The 21,413-nt window shown below is 63.4% G+C and carries 25 protein-coding genes; 14 read left to right on the top strand and 11 right to left on the bottom strand.

What is annotated here, in order from left to right; all coding sequences use genetic code 11:
- Positions 1-123 precede the first annotated feature (123 nt).
- Positions 124-630: an invasion associated locus B family protein gene (locus NKI22_RS00515; RefSeq protein ID WP_023721899.1), complete on the bottom strand. Its 507-nt coding sequence runs from the start codon at positions 628-630 to the stop codon at positions 124-126.
- A 362-nt stretch (positions 631-992) separates the two neighbouring features.
- Here NKI22_RS00515 and NKI22_RS00520 point away from each other — a divergent pair, with 362 nt between their 5' ends.
- Complete coding sequence (locus NKI22_RS00520) at positions 993-1,601, top strand: methyltransferase family protein (protein WP_352817241.1); 609 nt, start codon at positions 993-995, stop codon at positions 1,599-1,601.
- Positions 1,602-1,646: 45 nt separating this feature from the next.
- Here NKI22_RS00520 and NKI22_RS00525 read toward each other — a convergent pair whose 3' ends face one another.
- From NKI22_RS00525 to NKI22_RS00540, 4 genes are all read right to left on the bottom strand, one after another.
- Positions 1,647-2,009, bottom strand: coding sequence for a YkvA family protein (locus NKI22_RS00525; RefSeq protein WP_023721897.1), 363 nt, complete (start codon positions 2,007-2,009; stop codon positions 1,647-1,649).
- 92 nt (positions 2,010-2,101) lie between these two features.
- The gene (locus NKI22_RS00530) at positions 2,102-2,398 is read right to left on the bottom strand and encodes a 4a-hydroxytetrahydrobiopterin dehydratase (RefSeq protein WP_023721896.1); all 297 of its coding nucleotides are present in this window, start codon (positions 2,396-2,398) and stop codon (positions 2,102-2,104) included.
- A 6-nt stretch (positions 2,399-2,404) separates the two neighbouring features.
- Positions 2,405-3,001 carry an RNA 2',3'-cyclic phosphodiesterase gene (thpR, locus tag NKI22_RS00535; protein WP_352481070.1) on the bottom strand — a complete coding sequence of 199 codons (597 nt, stop codon included), beginning with the start codon at positions 2,999-3,001 and terminating at the stop codon, positions 2,405-2,407.
- Positions 3,002-3,138: 137 nt separating this feature from the next.
- Entirely contained in the window at positions 3,139-3,783 is a 645-nt protein-coding gene (locus NKI22_RS00540) for an arylesterase (protein WP_352958137.1), read from the bottom strand.
- A gap of 108 nt (positions 3,784-3,891) precedes the next feature.
- On the opposite strand from NKI22_RS00540, the gene NKI22_RS00545 reads away from it, so the two are divergent.
- The 4 genes from NKI22_RS00545 (at position 3,892) to NKI22_RS00560 (ending at position 8,874) form a co-directional block, all read left to right on the top strand.
- Positions 3,892-4,602 carry an ABC transporter ATP-binding protein gene (locus NKI22_RS00545; RefSeq protein WP_352817245.1) on the top strand — a complete coding sequence of 237 codons (711 nt, stop codon included), beginning with the start codon at positions 3,892-3,894 and terminating at the stop codon, positions 4,600-4,602.
- Positions 4,602-7,151, top strand: coding sequence for an ABC transporter permease (locus tag NKI22_RS00550; protein WP_352481069.1), 2,550 nt, complete (start codon positions 4,602-4,604; stop codon positions 7,149-7,151). The genes NKI22_RS00545 and NKI22_RS00550 overlap by 1 nt, the downstream gene beginning before the upstream one ends.
- Before the next feature lie 219 nt (positions 7,152-7,370).
- Positions 7,371-8,150: a Bax inhibitor-1/YccA family protein gene (locus tag NKI22_RS00555; RefSeq protein WP_254817871.1), complete on the top strand. Its 780-nt coding sequence runs from the start codon at positions 7,371-7,373 to the stop codon at positions 8,148-8,150.
- A 163-nt stretch (positions 8,151-8,313) separates the two neighbouring features.
- Entirely contained in the window at positions 8,314-8,874 is a 561-nt protein-coding gene (locus NKI22_RS00560) for a GNAT family N-acetyltransferase (RefSeq protein ID WP_352958139.1), read from the top strand.
- A 4-nt stretch (positions 8,875-8,878) separates the two neighbouring features.
- Here NKI22_RS00560 and NKI22_RS00565 read toward each other — a convergent pair whose 3' ends face one another.
- Positions 8,879-9,265, bottom strand: coding sequence for a DUF2794 domain-containing protein (locus NKI22_RS00565; protein WP_023721889.1), 387 nt, complete (start codon positions 9,263-9,265; stop codon positions 8,879-8,881).
- Positions 9,266-9,864: 599 nt separating this feature from the next.
- On the bottom strand, positions 9,865-10,614 hold the full coding sequence (locus NKI22_RS00570) for a DUF1223 domain-containing protein (RefSeq protein ID WP_023721888.1): 750 nt from the start codon (positions 10,612-10,614) through the stop codon (positions 9,865-9,867).
- 175 nt (positions 10,615-10,789) lie between these two features.
- Here NKI22_RS00570 and NKI22_RS00575 point away from each other — a divergent pair, with 175 nt between their 5' ends.
- Positions 10,790-11,452: a ceramidase domain-containing protein gene (locus tag NKI22_RS00575; RefSeq protein ID WP_023721887.1), complete on the top strand. Its 663-nt coding sequence runs from the start codon at positions 10,790-10,792 to the stop codon at positions 11,450-11,452.
- Positions 11,453-11,519: 67 nt separating this feature from the next.
- Here the strand turns inward: NKI22_RS00575 and acnA are convergent, their stop codons facing one another.
- Positions 11,520-14,210 (bottom strand): aconitate hydratase AcnA, encoded by a 2,691-nt coding sequence (acnA, locus tag NKI22_RS00580; protein WP_352817251.1) that lies wholly within the window; start codon positions 14,208-14,210, stop codon positions 11,520-11,522.
- Positions 14,211-14,493: 283 nt separating this feature from the next.
- On the opposite strand from acnA, the gene ccmA reads away from it, so the two are divergent.
- The 6 genes from ccmA to NKI22_RS00610 all read left to right on the top strand — a co-directional run bounded on the left by ccmA (position 14,494) and on the right by NKI22_RS00610 (position 18,243).
- Positions 14,494-15,102 carry a heme ABC exporter ATP-binding protein CcmA gene (ccmA, locus tag NKI22_RS00585; RefSeq protein ID WP_023721885.1) on the top strand — a complete coding sequence of 203 codons (609 nt, stop codon included), beginning with the start codon at positions 14,494-14,496 and terminating at the stop codon, positions 15,100-15,102.
- Positions 15,103-15,298: 196 nt separating this feature from the next.
- The gene (gene ccmB, locus NKI22_RS00590) at positions 15,299-15,964 is read left to right on the top strand and encodes a heme exporter protein CcmB (protein ID WP_023721884.1); all 666 of its coding nucleotides are present in this window, start codon (positions 15,299-15,301) and stop codon (positions 15,962-15,964) included.
- The gene (locus tag NKI22_RS00595; RefSeq protein ID WP_023721883.1) at positions 15,964-16,164 is read left to right on the top strand and encodes an Imm50 family immunity protein; all 201 of its coding nucleotides are present in this window, start codon (positions 15,964-15,966) and stop codon (positions 16,162-16,164) included. Before ccmB ends, NKI22_RS00595 begins: the two co-directional genes overlap by 1 nt.
- 280 nt (positions 16,165-16,444) lie before the next feature.
- Positions 16,445-16,612, top strand: a complete 168-nt coding sequence (gene ccmD / locus NKI22_RS00600; protein ID WP_352958141.1) for a heme exporter protein CcmD — start codon at positions 16,445-16,447, stop codon at positions 16,610-16,612.
- Positions 16,609-17,184 (top strand): DsbE family thiol:disulfide interchange protein, encoded by a 576-nt coding sequence (locus tag NKI22_RS00605; protein WP_023721881.1) that lies wholly within the window; start codon positions 16,609-16,611, stop codon positions 17,182-17,184. The genes ccmD and NKI22_RS00605 overlap by 4 nt, the downstream gene beginning before the upstream one ends.
- Positions 17,185-17,199: 15 nt before the next feature.
- The gene (locus NKI22_RS00610; protein WP_352817255.1) at positions 17,200-18,243 is read left to right on the top strand and encodes a DUF2332 domain-containing protein; all 1,044 of its coding nucleotides are present in this window, start codon (positions 17,200-17,202) and stop codon (positions 18,241-18,243) included.
- 93 nt (positions 18,244-18,336) lie between these two features.
- Here NKI22_RS00610 and NKI22_RS00615 read toward each other — a convergent pair whose 3' ends face one another.
- On the bottom strand, positions 18,337-18,504 hold the full coding sequence (locus NKI22_RS00615) for a hypothetical protein (RefSeq protein ID WP_023721879.1): 168 nt from the start codon (positions 18,502-18,504) through the stop codon (positions 18,337-18,339).
- Between the two features lie 263 nt (positions 18,505-18,767).
- Here NKI22_RS00615 and NKI22_RS00620 point away from each other — a divergent pair, with 263 nt between their 5' ends.
- Positions 18,768-19,685: an SMP-30/gluconolactonase/LRE family protein gene (locus NKI22_RS00620; RefSeq protein WP_031194900.1), complete on the top strand. Its 918-nt coding sequence runs from the start codon at positions 18,768-18,770 to the stop codon at positions 19,683-19,685.
- 32 nt (positions 19,686-19,717) lie between these two features.
- Complete coding sequence (locus tag NKI22_RS00625) at positions 19,718-19,927, top strand: tautomerase family protein (RefSeq protein WP_023721877.1); 210 nt, start codon at positions 19,718-19,720, stop codon at positions 19,925-19,927.
- Positions 19,928-20,209: 282 nt separating this feature from the next.
- Here NKI22_RS00625 and NKI22_RS00630 read toward each other — a convergent pair whose 3' ends face one another.
- Entirely contained in the window at positions 20,210-20,743 is a 534-nt protein-coding gene (locus NKI22_RS00630) for an NADPH-dependent FMN reductase (RefSeq protein ID WP_023721876.1), read from the bottom strand.
- 40 nt (positions 20,744-20,783) lie between these two features.
- A complete protein-coding gene (locus NKI22_RS00635) occupies positions 20,784-21,404 on the bottom strand; it encodes a pyridoxamine 5'-phosphate oxidase family protein (RefSeq protein WP_352481060.1) in 621 nt (206 codons plus the stop codon).
- Positions 21,405-21,413 lie beyond the last annotated feature (9 nt).

Below are 21,413 nucleotides of genomic sequence, written 5' to 3' on the forward strand. Positions count from 1 at the left end.
CCCCTCAACCCTCTTGGCGCTGCGCGCCAATCCACCTTCTCCCACAAGGAGAGAAGGCAAGACCGCACGAACGCTGGTTCTTTACGTCGCTGTGTTAGGTGGTGAACGTCCCGGACGAGGACTTTACTTGCACTTGGCGATCGAGGCCAGCGCCGCCGAGATGCCCTTCAGCGAGAAGACGTAGGTGGTGGTATTGCCGCGGCCGGACTTGGCTGACACCTTCATGTCGGTGCCGGTCTTCATCGCGGCGATCAGCACCGGCTCCTCGGCGGCGTTCTCGACCCAGGCCGACTTGCCGCGCGTGAACATCGAAAAAGACTTCTTGTCGATGGTGACGGTGGCCTTGGAACCTTCCTGGAAGGTATAGCCGGCGATGAATTGCGGCTCGTAGGACACTTGCTGCCCCGGCCGCTGGCTGACGAAGAAGAACATGTCGCCATGATCGAGCGTCGGCGGCTGCTTGTCGGTTGGCACGGTCAGGACATAGCAGACCTTGCCGCCGCCCGACGCCTGGTAGCTGTAGGTGCCCCAGGCATTGTGCTGGCCGATCTTGGTTGCCGACTGCGCCAGCGCGGGCGCCGTCAAGGCCACCAGGGCCAGGCTGGAAACTATAGCAATCAATCCGCGCATCGCTTTTCCCGTATTCCACTGGTGCGGCGGCAGGCCGGCTCGGCGTCCTGCCCGTCGCTTCATTTTGATTTAATCTGGGTTACCAAACGGTGAATTTCCCCTGAGAAAAGGATGTTCACGCCAGGAAACCGCCGCCGTCTTCGCGCTGCCGCTTGAAAAAGCGGCTGGCGCAATGTCCCTGCCGCGACTTGGAGGCCACGAAAACGGCAAGAGTTTGACTTTTCAAGCAGCTAGGTCTTGCAGCGATTCTCGCTTTTCTGAGAGCTACGTGACGAATTTCCCGCCAGGCGGTATATGTCTGCGTTCGGCTCCACGGCACTCGGCCAGGGTGCCCTCCTTGGCGGCTTACGGGAGATTTGGCCATGGCCATTTCCGAGACAGTTCTGATCCTGGCGGGCGGCACAGTCGTCCTGGCGATCGTGTTCGGCATTCGTGTCGCCGTCCGCGCGGTGGCCAGCGGCGCGGTGCCCCGGTCGGATGGCGGAGAGGTGGCGGGCGGACCGGGCGCGCCCGACGTGGCGGGGGTCATTGCGCTGCCGCCTTTGATCTTCCTCGGCTTCCTGGCGGCGGCAACCGTGCTCGAGGTGCTCGCGCCGCTCCCGGTCATGGCCGGGCAGGCCCTCGCCCGCTATCTGGCCGGCGCCGTGCTCGCGGTGTGCGGCTTCGTGCTCATCTTTATGGCGGCGGGCCGCTTTCAGGCCGCTGGAACCAACATACCACCGACCTTGCCAACGACGGCGCTGGTCGTCGACGGTATCTATCGGTGGACCAGAAATCCGTTCTATCTGGGAGCGACCCTTATCTATCTGGGCCTCGGTGTCGCGGCCGGAAGTCTTTGGGGTATCGCGCTCGTCATTCCCTTGCTGTGGGTGATCAATACGGGCGTCATCGCGCCGGAAGAGCGTTATCTCGAGCGTAAGTTCGGAGACGCCTATCGCGCCTACAAGACGCGGGTGCGGCGGTGGCTTTGACGGCCGGAAAGTCGGTTCCCGCGCGATTTTTTGCGCCGTACCGGCTCAGCTCTTGTCGGCGATGGCCTGCCTGGCGGCGAGCCGGTGCGCCGGCGTGATGTGGGCGCTGACGGTTGTGATCGCCGCGGTCAGCACAGCGATGTCGTCGGTGAAGCCAAGCCCAAAGATGAAATCGGGGATGACGTCCGTCGGCAGCACGAAATAGCCGAGCGCAGCCAGCAATGTGCCCTTGGCGCGCAGCGGCGTCTTCTTGTCCATGGCGCAGTAATAGGCGGCGACCACCTCCTCCATGAACGGGATCTGCCGGGCAGCCTTCTTCGCCGTACGCCAGAACTTTTCGCGCACTTCGCTCTCATTGCCCAGCTTGCTGCCGAGGCCGAAGAAATCAAAACCGGATTTTTGCGCCATCAACCTCTCCTTGCCGCCGTCGTGTGACTTCACGCGTGACCGCGAGGCAAAATGTGGTGAAAGCCGAACCTCGCTGCAAGGTGCAGATAACGTCAGGTGCCGAAATAGCGGTTCATCTTCCTGGCCAGATCGAAATCTAGCGCGGTCAGGCCGCCGGCGTCGTGTGTGTTGAGGGTCACGTTTACCGTCTTGTAGACGTTCGACCAGTCGGGGTGGTGGTCCATCTTCTCCGCCGCCAACGCCACGCGGGTCATGAAGGCAAAGGCTTCCGAGAAATTCTTGAAAGTGAAGCTGCGGCTGATCGAACCACCATCCTTGGCCAGCGACCAGCCGTCGAGGCCGGCAAGTTCGGCGCTGATCGCCTCTTTTGCTAGTTTCTCCCTGGCCATGTCCGTCTACCGCATGATCCGCGAAGCGTCGGCGGCGCCGGCCAAACGGCTGGCGACGCGGTTGTCGGCACCTGAAAGCGGCCAAGCCTCCTCGACGACGTAAGGCCCGCCGCCGACCGAGTCGCGCGACGACATCAGCACGAAGCGGCCGACCCGGAACGGCAGCGTCGAAAAATTGCCGCGCGCCGACAGATACTGGGCGACGTCGAGCGGGCTAGCATTGCGCAGGCGGGCCAGCGTCACATGCGGCATGAACTTGCGCGGGTCGGCCGGGATGCCGAGCCGCTGGCAGATGCGCTCGATTTCGCTTTGCAGAGCGGAAAGATCGGGCGAAGCGGCGACCCCGGCCCACACCGCATGCGGCTTCTTCTGGCCGAAGGCGCCGACGCCGGACAGCGTCAGCGGGAAGGACGGGCGGTGAACGCGGTCGAGCGCGTTGGCGATTTCGTCGGCGACATGGCCCTCGACATCGCCAATGAAGCGCAGCGTCAGATGATAGTTTTCGACGTCGATCCAGCGGGCTCCGGGCAGGCCGCCCCTGAGCAGGGACAGCGAAAGAGCGGCATCACGCGGTATTTCGAGGGCGGTAAAAAGACGCGGCATGGCAAGCCTCCTGTCCTCGAATCGAACTCTTGCCCCTAGCGAATCATCGATATTCAAACGGGGCAAGGGGTTTGTTGGTCGCAGGCCTGCCTAAAAGCTTCCCCCGCGGAAGGTGTTGCGGCGGCGAACCCTCGCCTTCAGGAATTGCCCCGGATCGCTTCAATGGTCTTCTCCACGCTGGGCAGGATACCCTCGACGATGCGGTCGACGCCTCGGGCGTTTGGATGAAGACCGTCTTCGAGCTGCAGGACGGATTGGCCGGCGATGCCCTCGAGAAAGAAAGGATAGAGCGGCACGCCGTATTTTTCAGCCAGTCTCGGAAAGGTCGCGTTGAAGGCCCTCTGGTAATCGGCGCCGAGATTCGGCGCCGCGCGCATCCCGGCCAGCAACACGGCGATCTTGCGCTGCTTCAGCTTTGCCAGCATGGCGTCCAGGTTCTTTTCCGCTATGGCGGGCGAAACGCCGCGCAGCATGTCGTTGGCGCCGAGCTCCAGGATGACCAGCTGCGTGCCGTCCGGCACCGACCAGTCGAGCCGCGACAGGCCGCCGCTCGTCGTATCGCCGGAAACGCCGGCATTGGCGACCGTGACATCGTAGCCCTTGGCGCGAAGCGCGGCCTGCAGCTTTTCGGTGAACCCCTGACCCGGCCCAAGGCCATAACCCGCCATCAAGCTGTCGCCGAAGCAAACGATGGTGAAGGGCTCGGCGCGCGCCGACGAAATGGCGCTGCAGATCGCGAGGAAAAGGGCGAAGGCTGCGGCAAAAGTGTGTTTGAAAGCCATGCGGCAGGCCCCATATGACCAGGAACATCTGTTGGCGAAGGCAGGTTTTCGTCTTTGTCGAGCATCGGATGCTCTAGCCCTCTTTCCCCCATATAGGACGATTTGATTTTGGAAGAAGCCGTCATTTCGCTGAAAGACGTATCGCTGACGCTCGGCGAAGGCGCATCCTCGGTGCATGTGCTGAAGGGCGTCAGCCTTGATGTGGCGAGCGGCGAAGCGACAGGCATCGTTGGACCTTCGGGTTCGGGAAAGTCGACATTGCTGATGGTTTTGGCCGGGCTTGAAAGGGTCGATTCGGGTGCGGTACGAATTGCCGGCGAGCTGCTCAACGGCAAAAGCGAAGACCATATCGCATCGTTTCGAGGGCGAAACATCGGCATCGTGTTCCAGTCGTTCCACCTCATCCCCAATATGACGGCGCTGGAAAACGTCGCCGTCCCGCTTGAGCTTGCCGGCCATGCCGATCCGTTCGGCGTGGCGGCGCGCGAACTGGCGGCGGTCGGCCTTAGCGATCGCATCACCCATTATCCCGGCGAATTGTCTGGCGGCGAGCAGCAGCGCGTGGCGATCGCCCGGGCGCTGGCGCCGTCGCCACGCATCCTGATCGCCGACGAGCCGACCGGCAATCTCGACCAGGCGACGGGACGGCACGTCGCCGACCTGCTGTTCGCCAAGGCGGCCGAACGCGGCATGACGCTGGTGCTGGTCACGCATGACCCGGTGCTCGCGGCGCGCTGCTCGCGCCAGGTGTCGATGCGGTCGGGGCTGATCGAGGACGCATCCAAGCCGGCCTCCAGGGCCGGCAAGGTGACCGCCTGATGCCGCTGTCGCAAACGCTGAGGCTGGCCTTCAAGTTCTCGCTGCGCGAAATGCGCGGCGGGCTGTCCGGTTTCCTGATCTTCCTTGCCTGCATTGCGCTCGGCGTCGCGGCAATCGGCGGCGTCAATTCGGTGGCGCAGGCGATTTCCGCCGGTGTTGCCGACCAGGGTCAGACGCTGCTCGGCGGCGATCTCCGCTTCCAGATCAACCAGCGCGATCCGACCAGAGCCGAACGCAGCTTCCTCGGCCGGCTTGGCACGGTTTCGCACAGCGCCAACATGCGCTCGATGGCGAGGCTCGAGGACGGCTCCGACCAGGCGCTGGTCGAGGCCAAGGCGGTCGACGGCGCCTATCCGCTCTATGGCGCGCTGGAGACCCAGCCGGTGCTGTCGCGAGAGGATTTGTTCGGCGAAAAATCCGGTGTCTTCGGCGCCGCCGCCCCGGACCTTCTGTTCGAGCGGCTGAACCTTGGCATCGGTGACCGGTTGAAGCTCGGCAGCGCGACATTCGAGCTGCGCGCCAAGCTGGTCAACGAGCCAGATGCGGTGTCGGATGGCTTCGGTTTTGCGCCGCGGCTGATGGTGTCGACCGACGGGCTTGCCGCTTCAGGCCTGATCCAGCCGGGCAGCCTGGTCGAGAACGCCTATAAGGTCCGCCTGCCCGGCGGCACCACTGAAGTACAGATCAAGGCGATCCAGGAGCAGGCCGCGAAAGAGTTCCCGCAGGCCGGCTGGTCGATCCGCACGCGCAGCAACGCAGCGCCGGCGCTGTCCTCGAACATCGAGCGGTTCTCGCAATTCCTGACGTTGGTCGGGCTGACGGCGCTGGTGGTCGGCGGCGTCGGCGTGGCCAATGCGGTGCGTGCCTATCTCGACGGCAAGCGCGGCGTCATCGCCACCTTCAAGAGCCTGGGGGCTTCGGGCGGGTTCGTCTTTGCCGTCTACCTGGTGCAGATCCTGATGATTGCCGCCCTCGGTATCACGCTGGGCCTTGTGCTTGGCGCGCTGATGCCGTTCGCGGCCAGCGCGGCACTCCAGTCGGTTATTCCGGTGCCGGCGGAAGGTGGGTTCTATCCCGGCGCCCTCGGCATGGCAGCGCTGTTCGGGCTGCTGGTGACGCTGGCCTTCGCCCTGCTGCCGCTCGGCCGTGCTCGCGACGTGCCAGCGACGGCGCTGTTTCGCGAAATGGGTTTTGAGGGCCGCGGTTTTCCCCGCCCGCTCTATGTCGCCGCGGCAATGGCCATCGCGCTGCTGCTCGCGGTGCTGGCGATCCTGTTTTCCGGCGACCGCCGTATTGCCTCGATCTTCGTCGGCGCCACGGTCTTTTCGTTCCTGGTGCTGCGTGTCGTCGGTACGCTGGTGCAGTGGGCGGCGAAGAGAAGTCCGCGTGTGCGCTCGACGGCGCTCAGGCTCGCCATCGGCAACATCCATCGGCCTGGCGCCTTGACGCCGTCCGTGGTGCTGTCGCTGGGTCTCGGGCTGACGCTCCTGGTGACGCTGGCGCTGATCGATGGCAATCTCAGGCGGCAGATTTCCGGCAGCCTGCCGGAACGGGCGCCGAACTTCTTCTTCGTCGATATCCAGAGCGGCGACGTCGATGCCTTCTCCGCGCTGGTCGGCAAAGAGGCGCCGCAGGGCACGCTGATCAAGGTGCCGATGCTGCGCGGCCGTGTGATGGCGCTCAACGGCGTCGATGTCGACAAGGTCAAGGTTCCGGCCGAAGGCGCCTGGGTGCTGCGCGGCGACCGTGGGCTGACCTATGACGCACAATTGCCGGAGAATGCAACGCTGACCGAGGGCAGCTGGTGGCCGGGGAATTATTCCGGCGAACCGCTGGTCTCGTTTTCCGCCGAGGAGGGCAAGGAGATCGGGCTGAAGCTCGGCGACACCATCACCGTCAACGTGCTCGGCCGCAATATCACGGCCAAGATCGCCAATTTCCGCCAGGTCGAATGGGAAACCATGGGCATCAATTTCGTCATGGTGTTCTCGCCCAACACATTCGCCGGGGCGCCGCATGGCTGGTTGGCGACGCTGACCGAGACGAATGCGTCGGCGGCCGACGACGCGCATCTTCTCAATGCCGTCACCCGGGCTTTTCCCGCGGTGACGACGGTCAGGGTCAAGGACGCGCTCGACATTGTCAACCGGCTGGTGGTGCAGCTCGGCACCGCGATCAGGGCCGCGGCGGGCGTGGCGTTGATCGCCTCGGTGCTGGTGCTGGCCGGGGCGCTCGCCGCCGGCAACCGGGCCCGCATCCACGACGCGGTGGTGCTGAAGACCCTGGGTGCGACCAGGAAAACGCTGATCGCGGCCTTTTCGCTGGAATACATGCTGATCGGCCTTGCGACCGCGATCTTCGCGCTGGCGGCGGGCGGTGTGGCGGCGTGGTACGTCGTCGCGCGCATCATGACGCTGCCATCGCACTTCATGCCCGAGGTAGCCGTGGCGACCATCGGCTTTTCACTGGTGGTCACGGTGGGTATCGGCCTGGCCGGCACGTGGCGGGTGCTGGGCCACAAGGCGGCGCCGGTGCTGCGGAATCTTTGAGCCAGAGCCGGTTTTGATTAAATCTCGTTAATGTTTCGACCGGCAAGGCCAATAAAACCGGATCTCCGGCACTTCACGGAGCATTACGTCCGGTTACGGTCTTGTCCTTTACGCCAAGAACCATCATATTTCGGCGCAGGCATGCTGGAGCCCCGCCAGCGGCGCCTGGGTTCAAAAGGACCTGACACCGGACGGGGCAGAAGCAATATGAGGATTTCCATGGCTGATCCCGTTCGCAATTATCAGACGCGCGCCGTGCCCGGCGCCGGCGTCGATGCTGCCATCGACCAGGGCCTGCGCGCCTACATGATCAAAGTCTACAACCTGATGGGGCTTGGCCTCCTCATCACCGGCCTTGCCGCGGTCGGCACAATCATGCTGGCCACCACCAGCGATCCCGCCTCGGCGGTTGCCACGTTGCCAAGCGGCGAGATGCTGACCTCGTTCGGCTACGCGATCTTCGGCTCGCCGCTGAAATGGCTGGTGATCTTTGCCCCGCTGGCAGCGGTGATGTTCCTGTCGTTCCGGGTCCAATCGATGAGCGTTTCGGCGGCGCAGACGACGTTCTGGGTTTACGCCGGCCTTGTCGGCCTGTCGCTGTCGTCGATCTTCCTGGTCTACACCACCGCCAGTATCTCGCAGACCTTCTTCGCCACCGCCGCCGCGTTTGGCGGGCTGTCGCTCTACGGCTACACGACCAAGCGCGACCTTTCCGCGTTCGGCTCGTTCCTGGTCATGGGCCTGGTCGGCCTGATCATCGCGATGGTGATCAACATCTTCCTGCAGTCGTCGGCGCTTTCCTTCGCCGTTTCGGCGATCGGCGTGCTGATCTTCGCAGGCCTCACCGCCTATGACACGCAGAACATCAAGGAGATGTATTTCGAGGGTGACGAGACTGATGTCGCCGGCCGCAAGGCGATCATGGGCGCGCTGAGGCTCTATCTCGACTTCATCAACCTGTTCATGTTCCTGCTGCAGTTCATGGGCGACCGTCGCTAGTACGGCGTTCTTTGTTGACCATGATCTGTTCCGAAAACCGGTTTCCACTTTTCGGGATCATGGTCTGACTCCAGCGAGTTTGGAAAGGGCGGCCCAATGGCCGCCCTTTTCTTTGTGCCGGCTCTTGCTGTGATATAGGGCAGATGAACGACGTGCATAAATTATGAGCAGCATCACCTTGCGGGCCGCGACGTCGGCCGATCTCGACCGGATCACGGAAATCTATGCCGACGCGGTGACAAACGGCACGGCGAGCTATGAACTCGACCCGCCAAGTCGTATCGAGATGGGAGCGCGCTTCGACAGTTTGGTAGCGGGTGGCTTTCCCTATCTCGTGGCGGAAAAAGGCGGCATTGTGCTCGGCTATGCCTATGCCGGCGCTTTCCGGCCGCGCCCGGCATACCGCTTCGTGGTTGAGGATTCCGTCTATGTCGCGCCCGACGCCAAGGGGCAGGGCGTCGGGCTGCTCCTGATGCAAAGGCTGATCGAGGCAGCCAAGGCGGCGGGCTTTCGCCAGATCATCGCGGTGATTGGCGATGGCCGGCCCGACAGCGCCTCGGTGCGGTTGCACGAGAAGCTCGGCTTTCACCATTCCGGCCGCCTGGAAGGCAAGCACGGACGCTGGCTGGACACGATGTTCATGCAACTGCCGATCAACGGTGGAGCGTCGGTCCCGCCCGATCCGCAATCGCTGCCCGAGCGGAAGTTCCGCAAACAAAAATAAGGGGTTACGCCTCGACCAGCTTCAGCGTTCGGTCGAACACGCCAAGCACCCGGCCGAGTTCCTGGCCACGCTTGAGGATGCGTCCGCCGGCGGCGATGACGGCGAATGCGCCTTGCCGGCGCGCCAGCTTCGGATCCTTGACGATCTGGAAAAGCGGCACTTCGCTGGTGCGACGGAAGACGGAAAAAACGGCGCGGTCGGTGAGATGGTCAATAGCATAGTCGCGCCATTCATTGGCGGCGACCATACGGCCGTAGAGCCTGAGGATCTGGTCCAGTTCGCGGCGGTCGAACCGCACCGGCTGGTCGAGGCGTTCGTGTCTTGCCTCGTGCAGCGGGATCAATATTGCGGATGCGTCCCCATCCTCCGTCCCGCTGCTGCGATCAGTCATGCCTGGATCCTCGCAATGAATCGTACGCCGACCAAAGTTGGCGCTTTCGTTGCCGAATTGCAAGGCCCGGCCGGGCAACGGCAGCACCGCGCGGTTTCTCCAACGTCCAGTCACGTTTGCGAAACGCCTGTTGGAATTGGTGATGCTTCGCCACAATCCTGCCTTTTTTTATCCGTGCTCATGCCCCAATGTCCGACGAATTTACCGGCGTTGCCTGAGACGGTTCGGTCCGGCACCGGCTCGTAAACCCCAAGCCCCCCGCCCACGGGTCTGCGTCGGATCGAACCAACCTCGGTCTTTCCTTGGAAAGATCGGGTGCGACGATCCCAAAACCTAAATGACCGGCGTCAGAAGCAAGCTGACGCCGGTTTTTTATTGGCTGGAGCCGTGGCGGCGCGATCCATCCGGATAGGCTGTCGTCGGAGGCTTGAGCGCGGCTATCCCTTCTCCCCTTGTTGTGGAAGAAGGTGGATCGGCGCGCAGCGCCGAGACAGATGAGGGGTGTTGGACGGAGTGAGGCGTTGGCGTTCCCTGGAACACCCTCATCCGTCGCCTTCGGCGACACCTTCTCCCACAAGGGAGAAGGGAGAGCGCTCCATCTAAGGCTTGCGGATAAAGGCTGCACCCAGGATCGGACCGGGCACGCCGTCCTTGCCGACCGACTGCAGCAGCACGGCGCAGCCGCCCTTCTTGGCGATCTCGCTCATCGGCAGTTCGTAGCGCTGCGCCTTGCCGTGCCACATGCCGGCGGTCTGGATGCTGGAGACGGCGTTCCAGTAGGTCATGCTGCGGCCGGTGTTTTCACCCTTGCCGATCTTGATCGTCTGCGGCGGGTTGAAATAGACGATGACGACATGCGCGTCGGCGGGGCCGGTCACGGCGTCGCCGGCATCGATCATGACGCGATCGCTGGTCCGGCTGACCTTGATGCCGACGCGCATGCCTTCGCCGACCCTCTCCATGCGGGCCAGCGCGCCGTCGACTTCCTTGCGGCTGGCGCCATTGACATGGCTGCGGCCGTTGATGACGGCTTGCGGGGTGTAGACGGAACGGCTGCCGAAGGCGCGCATATACTCATATTGCCGCTCGGTATTTTCCTTGCGGCTCAGCGTATCCTGCCAGCCGAGGTAATCCCAATAGTCGACATGATAGGCGAGCGCGACGATGTTCTCCTTGGCGGCGAGCTCGGCGAAGAATTCGTCGGCCGGCGGACAGGAATTACATCCCTGGCTGGTGAAGAGCTCGACGACGCCTAATGGCTTGTCGGCCTGCTCGGCGAAGGCGCTTCCGGCAAACGCCGAGAGAGCCAGCGCAACGGCCGCAAGCCGCAATGGTCTTCGAGATGACATGGCCGTTCCGATCCCGCCGGTGATGCCGGCTTTGTTCTGATTGTCGAAATATGTGGCAGAAGCGGCAGTCAACGGGAAGTCACGTTGCGGTGAAATTTTGCCGTTGCAACCGCTGGCAAGGGCGCAATAGGTGGACGCGCACTTCACGATGGAAGCGATTCGGGCGGCAATCAGCATGTGGCAATCTCTCCTGGCGCCGGTCGACCTCTATTGCGAACGGACGGGGCCGGAATTCTGGGCTGAACCGCTCAATGCGCTGAGCAATCTGGCTTTTTTTGCCGCCGGGCTATGGGGTGTCTGGCAGGTGCGCAAGCGCGGCACCGGCGCCTTCGCCGAAGTGCTGGCCTGGTGGGTGGTGGCGATCGGCGTCGGCTCGTCGCTGTTCCACACCTTTGCCACAAGGGGAATGATCCTGGCCGACGTGCTGCCGATTGCAGGGTTCACGCTGGCCTACACGCTGTTCAACCTGCGACGTTTTCTCGGCATGAAATGGGGCAAGGCGATCGTCATCTTCGTCGCCTTTTACGCCGTTGCCGGGCTGGTGACCTTTGCCGTGCCGGACTGGCTGCGCCAAGCGTCGAACGGCACGACCGGCTATCTGCCGCCCTTCCTGGCGCTTGCCTTCTTCGGCGCCTGGGTGGCGGCCAGCGGCAATCGTGCCGGCTGGTACAATCTGGCGGGTTCGGCGATCTTCGTCGTGTCGGTCGTCTGCCGGATGATCGATCCGCTGGTCTGCGGCGGCTTTCCGCTCGGCACGCATTTCCTGTGGCACATCCTCAACGGGCTGATGCTCGGCGTGCTGCTGGCGGCGACAGCGCGGTTTGGAAAGCCAAAGTAGGGCAGTTGGGCAGTAGGTGCTTGTCCTTGCTTCCCCTACTGCCCTACTCCCTTATTGCCCTACTCCCTTAAGCCGCAAGGTCGCGCAGCACGTATTGCAGGATGCCGCCATTCTTGAAGTAGTCGAGCTCGTCCAGCGTATCGATGCGGCAGATGATCGGAACCTCTTTGACGCTGTCGTCGCCATAGGTGATCCTGGCGATCATCTTCTGCCGCGGCTTGATGTTGCTCAGTCCGTCGATCTCGACCAGTTCGTCGCCCTTGAGGTTGAGCGAGGCCCACGAGGTGCCTTCCTCGAAGACGAAGGGGATTACGCCCATGCCGACCAGGTTGGAGCGGTGGATGCGCTCGAAGGACTGAGCGATGACCGCGCGGACACCGAGCAGATTCGTACCCTTGGCCGCCCAGTCGCGCGACGAGCCGTTGCCATATTCGACGCCGGCGAAGATGACCAGCGGCACGCCCTCCTTCTTGTAGTGCATGGCGGCGTCGTAGATCGATTCCTCTTCCTTCGACGGGTAATGGATGGTGTAGCCGCCCTCGCGGCCGTTCTCGCCCAGCATGTGGTTGCGGATGCGGATGTTGGCGAAGGTGCCGCGCATCATCACCTCGTGGTTGCCGCGGCGCGTGCCATACTGGTTGAAATCGGCGACGCCGACGCCGTGGTCGGTGAGGTACTTGCCGGCCGGGGAGGCCGCCTTGATCGAACCGGCCGGCGAAATGTGGTCGGTGGTGATCTTATCGCCGAACAGACCGAGCACACGCGCGCCCTTGATATCGCCGATCTTGCCGAAGCCTGATGTCATGCCGGCGAAATAGGGTGGGTTCTGCACATAGGTCGAATTGTCGTCCCAGGCATAGGTCTGGCCTTCCGGCGCCTTGACGTTCTGCCAGTACTCGTCGCCCTTGAAGACGTCGGCATATTTGCGGGCGAACAATTCGCGCGTGACATTCTTCTCGATGAATTCCTGGATCTCGACTGAACTCGGCCAGATGTCCTTGAGATAGACCGGATTGCCGTTGCGATCCTCGCCGAGCGGCTCGGTGGTCAGAACCTTGGTCACGGTCCCGGCCAGCGCGTGGGCGACGACCAGCGGCGGCGAGGCGAGATAGTTCGCCTGCACGTCGGGCGAGACGCGGCCTTCGAAATTGCGGTTGCCGGACAAGACTGCCGCAGCAATCAAGCCCTTATCGTTGATGGTCTTGGAGATCGGCGCCGGCAGCGGGCCGGAATTGCCGATACAGGTGGTGCAGCCGAAGCCGACCAGGTTGAAGCCGATCTGGTCGAGCTCCTTCTGCAGACCGGATTTCTCCAGATATTCGGCGACGACCTGGCTGCCCGGCGCCAGTGAGGTCTTGACCCACGGCTTCTGCTTGAGGCCGAGCCGGTTGGCGTTGCGCGCCAACAGCCCGGCGCCGATCAGCACGCTCGGGTTCGAGGTGTTGGTGCAGGAGGTAATGGCGGCGATGACGACATCGCCATGGCCAAGATCGTAGTCCGTGCCCTCGACGGCATAGCGCTTGTCGATTTCGGCGGCCTTCTTGTATTCGGTCTCCATGGCCTTGTCGAAGCCGGCCGGAATGTCTTCAAGTGCCACGCGGCCTTCCGGCCGCTTCGGGCCGGCCATCGACGGGACGACACTGCCGAGATCGAGCTCGAGCAGATCGGTGAAGACCGGATCGGCCGAGCCGACGTCGCGCCATAGGCCTTGCGCCTTCGAATAAGCCTCGACCAGGGCGATGCGGCTTTCGTCACGGCCGGACATGGTGAGGTAGCGGATGGTTTCGCTGTCGACCGGGAAGAAGCCGCAGGTGGCGCCATATTCCGGCGCCATGTTGCCGATGGTGGCACGATCGGCCAGCGTCATGTTGGACAGGCCCGGACCGAAGAATTCGACGAACTTGCCGACGACGCCCTTCTTGCGCAGCATCTGCGTGACGGTGAGCACCAGGTCGGTGGCGGTGACGCCCTCCCTCAGCCTGCCGGTGAGGCGAAAGCCGATCACTTCGGGCAACAGCATGGAGACGGGCTGGCCGAGCATCGCGGCCTCGGCCTCGATGCCACCGACGCCCCAGCCGAGAACACCAAGGCCGTTGATCATGGTGGTGTGCGAATCGGTGCCGACGCAGGTGTCGGGATAGGCGGTGGTCTCGCCATCTTCGCTGTTGGTCCACACGACCTGGCCGAGGTACTCAAGGTTGACCTGATGGCAGATGCCAGTGCCGGGCGGCACGACGCGGAAATTGCGGAACGCCTGCTGGCCCCATTTCAGGAATTTGTAGCGTTCCTCATTGCGCTCATACTCAAGCTCGACATTGCGGGCGAAAGCCAGCGGCGTGCCGAATTCGTCGACGATGACCGAATGGTCGATGACCAGATCGACCGGCACCAGCGGGTTGATCTTTTGCGGGTCGCCGCCGAGCGAGGCCATGGCGTCGCGCATGGCGGCAAGGTCGACCACAGCCGGAACGCCGGTGAAATCCTGCATCAGCACGCGGGCCGGGCGATAGGCGATCTCGACGCCGGCAGTGCCCCGGTCGGTCAGCCAGCCGGCGACCGCCTGGATGCTCTCCTTGGTGACGGAACGGCCGTCCTCGTTGCGCAGCAGGTTCTCCAGCAGCACCTTCATCGAATAGGGCAATTGAGCGATGCCGGTGAGGCCGTTCTTTTCGGCCTCGACAAGGTCATAGTAGATGTACTCGGTGCCGCCGGCGGTCAGCGTGCGGCGGCAATTGAAGCTGTCGAGTGATTTGGACACGTGCGATCCCTAACTGTCGGTTGCCGGGGAGGGAACGGACGCCAGTGGGCATGCAAATCACGCGCAAAGGTGCGGGTACGGCCATTTCCGCTATCCGTTCCCAAGCGTCCGGGCCGTTCAAGGCGGCACGCGCGCTGGTTCGGCGCAAATTCGGTTCCCGTGCCGACCGCTGGCACGGATGATGCGGATATAGAGAATTTTCTGGAATAGTTCTAGACACGGAATTGCCATTTTTGCTGCGGCGCACCGAAGCCGCGCTTGAACTTTCGGCGAAGGGGAACGGATGCGGCTGATCGCCGAAAATCTGGGCGGCGAACGCGGCGGCGAGACGGTATTTTCCGGCATCGAATTCGCGCTGGGGGATGGCCAGGCGCTGGTCGTCACCGGGGCGAACGGCGCCGGCAAATCGACGCTGCTCAGGATCATCGCCGGACTGTTGCCGGTGGCGGCAGGCCGTGTGCGGTTCGAAGGTGGTGGCGAAGACTTTCCGTCGGCCGCCTCGGCCTGTCACTATCTCGGCCACCTCGACGCAATGAAGAGCGCACTCACCGTTAAGGAGAATCTGTGCTTCTGGCGCGATTTTTCGGGCGCCGGTTCCAGGGGTGTTGAAGAGGCGCTGGAGACCGTCGGGTTGGGCGGCATCGGCCATCTGCCGTTCGGCTATCTCTCGACCGGCCAGCGCCGCCGCGCCGCGATCGCAAAACTGCTGGTCAGTCATCGGCCATTGTGGCTGCTCGATGAGCCGACGGCGGGACTGGACAAGGCTTCGGAGGAGAGATTCGGCGGGCTAATGCGGAAGCATCTCGATGGTGGGGGGATCGTGGTTGCGGCCACGCATTTGCCGCTGGGGCTGGAGGGGGCGAGGGAGCTTGTGATGGGGATGGTTGGGTGATGCCGGCGCTCTGTCGCACCCCCCTCTGTCCTGCCGGACATCTCCCCCGCAAGGGGGGAGATTGGCGGTTTCAACGACTCGCCCTCTCTTTCACGTTGAAGACTGACGAAAGCCGAGGCGACATCCAATCTCCCCCCTTGCGGGGGAGATGTCCGGCAGGACAGAGGGGGGTGCCTGGGCGAAAGCATCTCACATCATGCTAGCCCTCTTCCTGCGCGACATCCGCTTAAGTATCCGCGCCGGCGGCGGGGCGCTTACCGGCGTGATTTTCTTTCTCGCCGTTATCGCGACCATCCCTTTCGGCGTCGGTCCCGACCTGAAGCTGCTGGCCCGCATCGGCCCGGCGATCCTGTGGATCGCCGCCTTGCTGGCCTGCCTGCTCGGCCTCGACCGGCTGTTCCAGGCTGACCGCGAGGACGGCTCGCTCGATCTTCTGGTGCTTGGCAACGACCGGCACATGCTGGCCCTGACCGTGCTGACGAAATGCCTGGCGCATTGGGCGGGAAGCGTGCTGCCGCTGGTCGTCGCGGCTCCCCTGCTCGGCCTGTTCATGAACATGGAGCCGGCCGGCATCGGCGCCACGGCGCTGACGCTTCTGGTCGGCACGCCGGCGATCACCTTCATCGGTGCTGCCGGTGCCGCGGTGGCGGTAGCGTTGCCGCGCGGCGGACTGCTGATCTCGGTGCTGGTGCTGCCGCTGACCATTCCCGTACTGATCTTCGGCGTATCGGCAAGCTATGGCGCGGTGGCGGACCCCGATCCCTTCCTGCATCCCTTCCTCATTCTTACCGCGCTGACCCTGTTTCTTGCCGTGCTCGGGCCGGTGGCAGCGGCGCTGGCGCTGCGGCACGGAACGGATTGATGTGGCCGCTGCGCATAGAGAACCCGATCTTTCTCCAGACCATCTACGGCAACTACCCCGATCTGTCCTCCGTCGAGGTTACCGGGGCCAAGATGGACCGCAACGGGCCTAGCATGCACCTTTCCTTCATCTCGACCGTCCTTCCCTACCGGCCCCCCGCCAAATGGGCGGCGTTCAATGCCGTGTCTTTCGGGGCTTGAGTTCATCGCGGTCGAATCCATTAGCCTTCGCAAGTTCCAGAGCCATGGCTCCAGTGCAATCAGGATGTGGGATGACGCCGGTAGAATCCTGCTTACCTGCGAAGGGGCTGTCAGGCTGTCCCTGACGTGCCAATACATGCGTATCAAAAACATATCAGGTGTTTTGCTTTCGCAGTGACCTTCGGCTTGCGATAACCGCAAATCTGCCGCAGACCCGTTCATTGCGACAAACAGCCGGTGAGGCTATGAATTTCGCCGTGAGAAGCCTTGGATCGGGAAAATGAGCATGCATGCCCTTTATGTCACCACCGCCTATGCCATTACGGCCGTGGTGCTGGCCGGGCTGGTTGGCTGGATCCTGCTCGACCAGCGCGGCCGCAAGCGAGAGCTCGCCGAGCTGGAGGCGTCCGGCGTGCGCCGGCGCTCCGACAAGGCAGCAAAATCATGAGCACGGAAACGGAAACACCGGCGCGTCGCCGCCTGATCGTGCTGGTGCCGCTGCTGGTCTTTCTCGGGCTGGCGGGATTGTTCCTGGCGCAGCTGTTGTCCGGGCGCGACGTGTCGGAAGTGCCGTCGGCGCTGATCGGCTTGCCGGCGCCGCAGACCAACCTGCCGGCGCTCGAGGGCACCAATTTGCCGGGCCTCGATTCAAAACAGTTCGCCGGCAAAGTGACGCTGGTCAACGTCTTCGCGTCCTGGTGCGCGCCATGCCGCGACGAGCATCCGGTGCTGCTGGCGCTGTCGCAGGACAGACGCTTCGTCATGGCAGCGCTGAACTACAAGGACCAGCCGGAAAACGCCCGTCGGTTCCTTGGCGATCTCGGCAATCCGTTCCAGGCGATCGGCGTCGACCAGGCCGGGCGCACAGCGATCGACTGGGGTGTCTACGGCGTGCCGGAGACCTTCGTCATCGGAAAGGATGGCAAGATCGCCTACAAGCATGTCGGGCCGCTGACGCCGGACTCGGCGCAGACGCTGCTGCTGCCGGAGATCGAGAAGGCGCTGACGGCACCGGGCTGAGGACCGGAAAACGCGATGGACGAACGAGACATCCGCGATCATTTTCTGGCTCAGGCGAAAGCCTGTGACGGGCTTGGCTCGCTGTTCACCGCGAAATTATGCCGTGCGCTGGCCAAGGTTCTCGACGCAAACACCAGGACCGGGCAGGCGGTACGCGGTTGGCCGGGCGACGCGCGCGCGGACGGCCTCTCCTTGCGGCTCTGCGGCGCGCTGCATGCATTGGTCCTGACGGGTGCGGATGAGCGACTGACACAAGTTTATCCGCCTAACCAAACAAGCGAAGATGAGATCGCGGCGGTGCTGCCGGAAGCAATTGCGCGATCCGACGAGCGGATCGTCGCTGGCCTCGCCGGCGCCCCGCAGACGAATGAGATCGCCCGGTCGGCGATGCTGCTGCCAGGATTTCTGACGGTCGCGCGCGAAACCGGCTTGCCGCTGGATCTGTGTGAGATCGGCGCCAGCGCTGGGCTCAATCTCCTGTTCGACAGCTTTCACTATCGCTATGGCGATGCCGAGTGGGGCGACCAGGCCTCCCCCGTCCGGCTGGCGCCAGAGGTGCGTGGCCGTGCTGTTCCGCTGAATGGAGAGATCAACGTTCGCCATCGCTCCGGCTGCGACATCGCGCCGGTCGACTTCGCCGACGCGGCCGCGCGGCTACGGCTTCGGTCCTTCATCTGGGCCGATCAGGCGGCGCGGCTGGCCCGGCTCGACGCCGCGCTGTCACTTGCCGAAAAGTTCCCGCCGCTGCTTGTCAGGGCGGATGGAGCGGAGTTTGTCGAGAAGGCACTGGCCGCACGGCAGCAGGACGGCGCCTTCGTCCTCTATCATTCGATCATGTGGCAATATTTGCCGCGGGCGACCAAGGATGCCATCACCGCCACCCTGGAGCAGGCGGGCAGACAGGCCACGGCCGCTGCACCTATCGCAAGGCTGAGGATGGAGCCGCGCGATCCCACAAACAATTGGGCGGTACTCAGCCTGACCCTATGGCCGGGCGGCGAGACACGCCGCTTGGCCCATTGCGATTATCACGGCCGCTGGATCGAATGGATGGGTTAAACCGATCGAACAATTCTAATTACGCATGCTCTCGTCCGAAAAGTCTGCAACTTTTTGCTGCGCCGACCTTCGGTTCGGGATCATGTGTTCGCCTCAGCCGTAGATCTGCTTGTGGACCTGGTAGAGCATTTCTGAGCGGTCGGCGCGCATGTCGGCGAGGTCGCGGCTGCTGAAGCTGTCGATTTCGGCGACGAGGCGGTTGTAATGCCGGCGCTTGGCGATGCTGGCGCGAGCGCGGCTCATGAGGCTGTCGATGATCATAGCGAGTTTCCTTTTACGCCGCATTTCGCGGCCAGTTGTTCCTCCCTTGATCGATACGGAGCATGACATAGTTATGGTGCGTTGCAAAAATAAGATGTTGCAATGCACCATTGCGCTGGGCGCATAGCCGGTTAGCGGGATGTGACCTGCCGCCTGGGCCAGCATTCGTTTCCATAATGCTTCTGACGCATCATCGATCTTGCCATATCGATCGCAGGCTGGCTTGATCGCGGCTCGCCAAGCGATTGATACCGGGAGGAACCATGGCCAGCGAATTCTACGAAGTCCTCGATCCGCGCTTTTCGCGGCTGTTCAACGGCAATGCACAGGTCGACAGGTTGTTTACCGGCTGCCGATGGGCGGAAGGACCGGCCTGGTTTGCGGCCGGGCGCTATGTGGTCTGGTCCGACATCCCGAACAATCGCATGCTGCGTTACGACGAGACCGACGGCAGCGTCAGCGTGTTCCGTCAGCCGTCCGGCAATTCCAACGGCAACACCGTCGACCGGCAAGGCCGGCTGGTCACTTGCGAGCATTCCGGCCGCCGCGTCAGCCGCACCGAGCATGACGGGTCGGTCATCACCATCGCCGACAAATGGCGCAGCAAGCGGCTGAACTCGCCCAATGACGCGGTGGTCAAGTCCGACGGCTCGATCTGGTTCACCGACCCGAGCTACGGCATCGATACCGATTACGAGGGCGACAAGGCCGAAAGCGAGATCGGGGCCTGCCATGTCTACCGGGTCGATCCCGGCACCGGCGAGACCGAGGCGGTGATCACCGACATGGTCAGGCCCAACGGGCTCGCCTTCTCGGTTGATGAGAGCAAGCTCTATGTCGCCGACACCGGCCGCACGCATGGCGCCCAAAACCCGGCGCACATCCGGGTTTTCACTGTTGGCCAGGGCGGCAAGACGGTCTCCGGCGAAAAGGTCTTTGCCGACTGCACCGCCGGCCTGTTCGACGGTTTCAGGCTGGATGCGGACGGCCGCATCTGGACCAGTGCCGCCGACGGCATCCATTGCTACGATCCAGACGGGACGCTGATCGGCAAGGTCAAGGTACCGGAAGTCGTCGCCAATTGCGTGTTCGGCGGCAACAAGCTGAACTGCCTCTACATCGCCGGCACGACCTCGCTCTACATGGTCCGGCTCATGGTCAACGGCGCCAAAACCTATTGAACGGCCGCCAAGCATATCCAAGGGAGGGCACCATGCCATTCGTGAATATCCGCCTGGTCAAGGAGGTGATTGCCGATGACCCGGCCGGCAAAAAGGCCGCGATCGCCGCCCAGGTGACGGCGGCCATCACCGGCGCCACCGGCCTGACCAGCAACGATGTCTGGGTGGTGTTCGAGGAAGTCGCTGCACGCGACTGGTTCGTCGGCGAGACCGACGTCGAGACGCGGAGACGGAAGGGCTAGTTCCCGGCTCAGATTGGCCGCAGCCCCTAGCGTCGTCATCCCAGGGCGGAGCAGGAGCGAAGCTCCGTCGCGGAGACCCTGGGATCCATGCCGTGACCTACCAGTAGAACAGCGGTGCGGTTCTGTTGTGCAGCGCGCCGGTGTAATGTCCAACGTCAGGCCTCCGGCGGCCTTCCCGAACCGCTGCATCTCCGACGAATGTCACGGCATGGATCCTAGGGTCTGCGCCGCGTCGCTTCGCTCCTTGCTCCGCCCTAGGATGACGAAAGCACGGCCCGACGTTCACCGCGAGCGGATGAACTCCGCGAAGGCGGATAGGGCATCGCGCATTGTCTGCCTACTTGCCGGCTGCGCCAGGATTTTCTCCACCTCCGGCGGCTTCTTGCCGAGCAACGCGATTTCGAGCGCTGCTTCCTCATAGAGCGCGAAAGACATTGTCCGCATGATCTCGGCAAGTGCGGCGCGGGCAAACAGCGAGCGCGGCGAGGCATGTACCAGCATGGCCGGTTTGCCGACGGCTGCATCGCGCGACACCAGCCAGTCGAGCGCGTTCTTCAGGCCGCCTGGCACACCATGGGCGTATTCCGGGCAGGAGACGATGACGCCGTCAGCGGCGGTGACCGCGTCGATCAGCGCCGCTGCTTGCGGTGGCGTTCGCTCGCCTTCGTCGTCGGGGTTGAAGATCGGCAGCCGCCCAAGCCCATCGTAGACGGCGACGTGACAGTCCGGCAGCGCGTTTTGCGCGAGTGCCGCGACCAGGGCCGAATTGGTCGAGGCGGCGCGCAGGCTGCCAGAGATGGCGAGGATGTTGAGCAAGGAAATGGAGACCGGCTCGAGCGATTCGTCGCCGGGCACACTACCACATGGTCTCTCTGTATTCCTCGTCCAGCCAGCGGTCGGTCGCCTCGGCCGAATCGGCGAGCGCCAACTGGTCGCGCAGGATCTGGCCGAGCGTCGGCAGCGTCGCGCGGTCGTACCAGCTCTCCGGCTTCCACAATTCGGAGCGCATGAAGGCCTTGGCGCAATGCATGTAGGCGGCCTTGACCGTCACCACGACGACGCTTTGCGGTGCCTTGCCGTCGACCGCCAGCCGCTCACGCAATGACGCATCGACGGTGATGCGGGCATCGCCATTGACACGCAGCGTTTCGTTCATGCCGGGAATGAGGAAGAGCAGCCCGATCGAGGGATTGAGAAGGATGTTCTCCAGCGTGTCGAGCCGGTTGTTGCCGGGCCGGTCGGGGATGGCGATGGTCTTCTCGTCAAGCACTGTTACGAAGCCCGGCCTGTCGCCCTTCGGCGTCACATCGGCATTGCCGGCGCCGTCGGACGAGCCGATCAGCACGAAGGGGCTCTTGCCGATGAAGGAACGGCAGTGGCCGTCCAATGCCTTCAGTTCCTTGCGGATCGAACCGTCGGTCGGCCGAGGCGTCTTGTAGATCGTCCTCAACTCGTCGCGCGTGGTGATGAATTCCATGCCCCTCTC

The sequence above is a fragment of the Mesorhizobium sp. M0778 genome (assembly GCF_040320105.1).
GTDB lineage: Bacteria > Pseudomonadota > Alphaproteobacteria > Rhizobiales > Rhizobiaceae > Mesorhizobium.

What these genes read in the sequence shown, in the direction of transcription:
- NKI22_RS00515 (WP_023721899.1), bottom strand. Translation starts at nt 630, where the DNA reads ATGCGCGGATTGATTGCTATAGTTTCCAGCCTGGCCCTGGTGGCCTTG.
- NKI22_RS00520 (WP_352817241.1), top strand. Translation starts at nt 993, where the DNA reads ATGGCCATTTCCGAGACAGTTCTGATCCTGGCGGGCGGCACAGTCGTC.
- NKI22_RS00525 (WP_023721897.1), bottom strand. Translation starts at nt 2,009, where the DNA reads ATGGCGCAAAAATCCGGTTTTGATTTCTTCGGCCTCGGCAGCAAGCTG.
- NKI22_RS00530 (WP_023721896.1), bottom strand. Translation starts at nt 2,398, where the DNA reads ATGGCCAGGGAGAAACTAGCAAAAGAGGCGATCAGCGCCGAACTTGCC.
- thpR (WP_352481070.1), bottom strand. Translation starts at nt 3,001, where the DNA reads ATGCCGCGTCTTTTTACCGCCCTCGAAATACCGCGTGATGCCGCTCTT.
- NKI22_RS00540 (WP_352958137.1), bottom strand. Translation starts at nt 3,783, where the DNA reads ATGGCTTTCAAACACACTTTTGCCGCAGCCTTCGCCCTTTTCCTCGCG.
- NKI22_RS00550 (WP_352481069.1), top strand. Translation starts at nt 4,602, where the DNA reads ATGCCGCTGTCGCAAACGCTGAGGCTGGCCTTCAAGTTCTCGCTGCGC.
- NKI22_RS00555 (WP_254817871.1), top strand. Translation starts at nt 7,371, where the DNA reads ATGGCTGATCCCGTTCGCAATTATCAGACGCGCGCCGTGCCCGGCGCC.
- NKI22_RS00560 (WP_352958139.1), top strand. Translation starts at nt 8,314, where the DNA reads ATGAGCAGCATCACCTTGCGGGCCGCGACGTCGGCCGATCTCGACCGG.
- NKI22_RS00565 (WP_023721889.1), bottom strand. Translation starts at nt 9,265, where the DNA reads ATGACTGATCGCAGCAGCGGGACGGAGGATGGGGACGCATCCGCAATA.
- NKI22_RS00570 (WP_023721888.1), bottom strand. Translation starts at nt 10,614, where the DNA reads ATGTCATCTCGAAGACCATTGCGGCTTGCGGCCGTTGCGCTGGCTCTC.
- NKI22_RS00575 (WP_023721887.1), top strand. Translation starts at nt 10,790, where the DNA reads ATGTGGCAATCTCTCCTGGCGCCGGTCGACCTCTATTGCGAACGGACG.
- ccmA (WP_023721885.1), top strand. Translation starts at nt 14,494, where the DNA reads ATGCGGCTGATCGCCGAAAATCTGGGCGGCGAACGCGGCGGCGAGACG.
- ccmB (WP_023721884.1), top strand. Translation starts at nt 15,299, where the DNA reads ATGCTAGCCCTCTTCCTGCGCGACATCCGCTTAAGTATCCGCGCCGGC.
- NKI22_RS00595 (WP_023721883.1), top strand. Translation starts at nt 15,964, where the DNA reads ATGTGGCCGCTGCGCATAGAGAACCCGATCTTTCTCCAGACCATCTAC.
- ccmD (WP_352958141.1), top strand. Translation starts at nt 16,445, where the DNA reads ATGAGCATGCATGCCCTTTATGTCACCACCGCCTATGCCATTACGGCC.
- NKI22_RS00605 (WP_023721881.1), top strand. Translation starts at nt 16,609, where the DNA reads ATGAGCACGGAAACGGAAACACCGGCGCGTCGCCGCCTGATCGTGCTG.
- NKI22_RS00610 (WP_352817255.1), top strand. Translation starts at nt 17,200, where the DNA reads ATGGACGAACGAGACATCCGCGATCATTTTCTGGCTCAGGCGAAAGCC.
- NKI22_RS00615 (WP_023721879.1), bottom strand. Translation starts at nt 18,504, where the DNA reads ATGATCATCGACAGCCTCATGAGCCGCGCTCGCGCCAGCATCGCCAAG.
- NKI22_RS00620 (WP_031194900.1), top strand. Translation starts at nt 18,768, where the DNA reads ATGGCCAGCGAATTCTACGAAGTCCTCGATCCGCGCTTTTCGCGGCTG.
- NKI22_RS00625 (WP_023721877.1), top strand. Translation starts at nt 19,718, where the DNA reads ATGCCATTCGTGAATATCCGCCTGGTCAAGGAGGTGATTGCCGATGAC.
- NKI22_RS00635 (WP_352481060.1), bottom strand. Translation starts at nt 21,404, where the DNA reads ATGGAATTCATCACCACGCGCGACGAGTTGAGGACGATCTACAAGACG.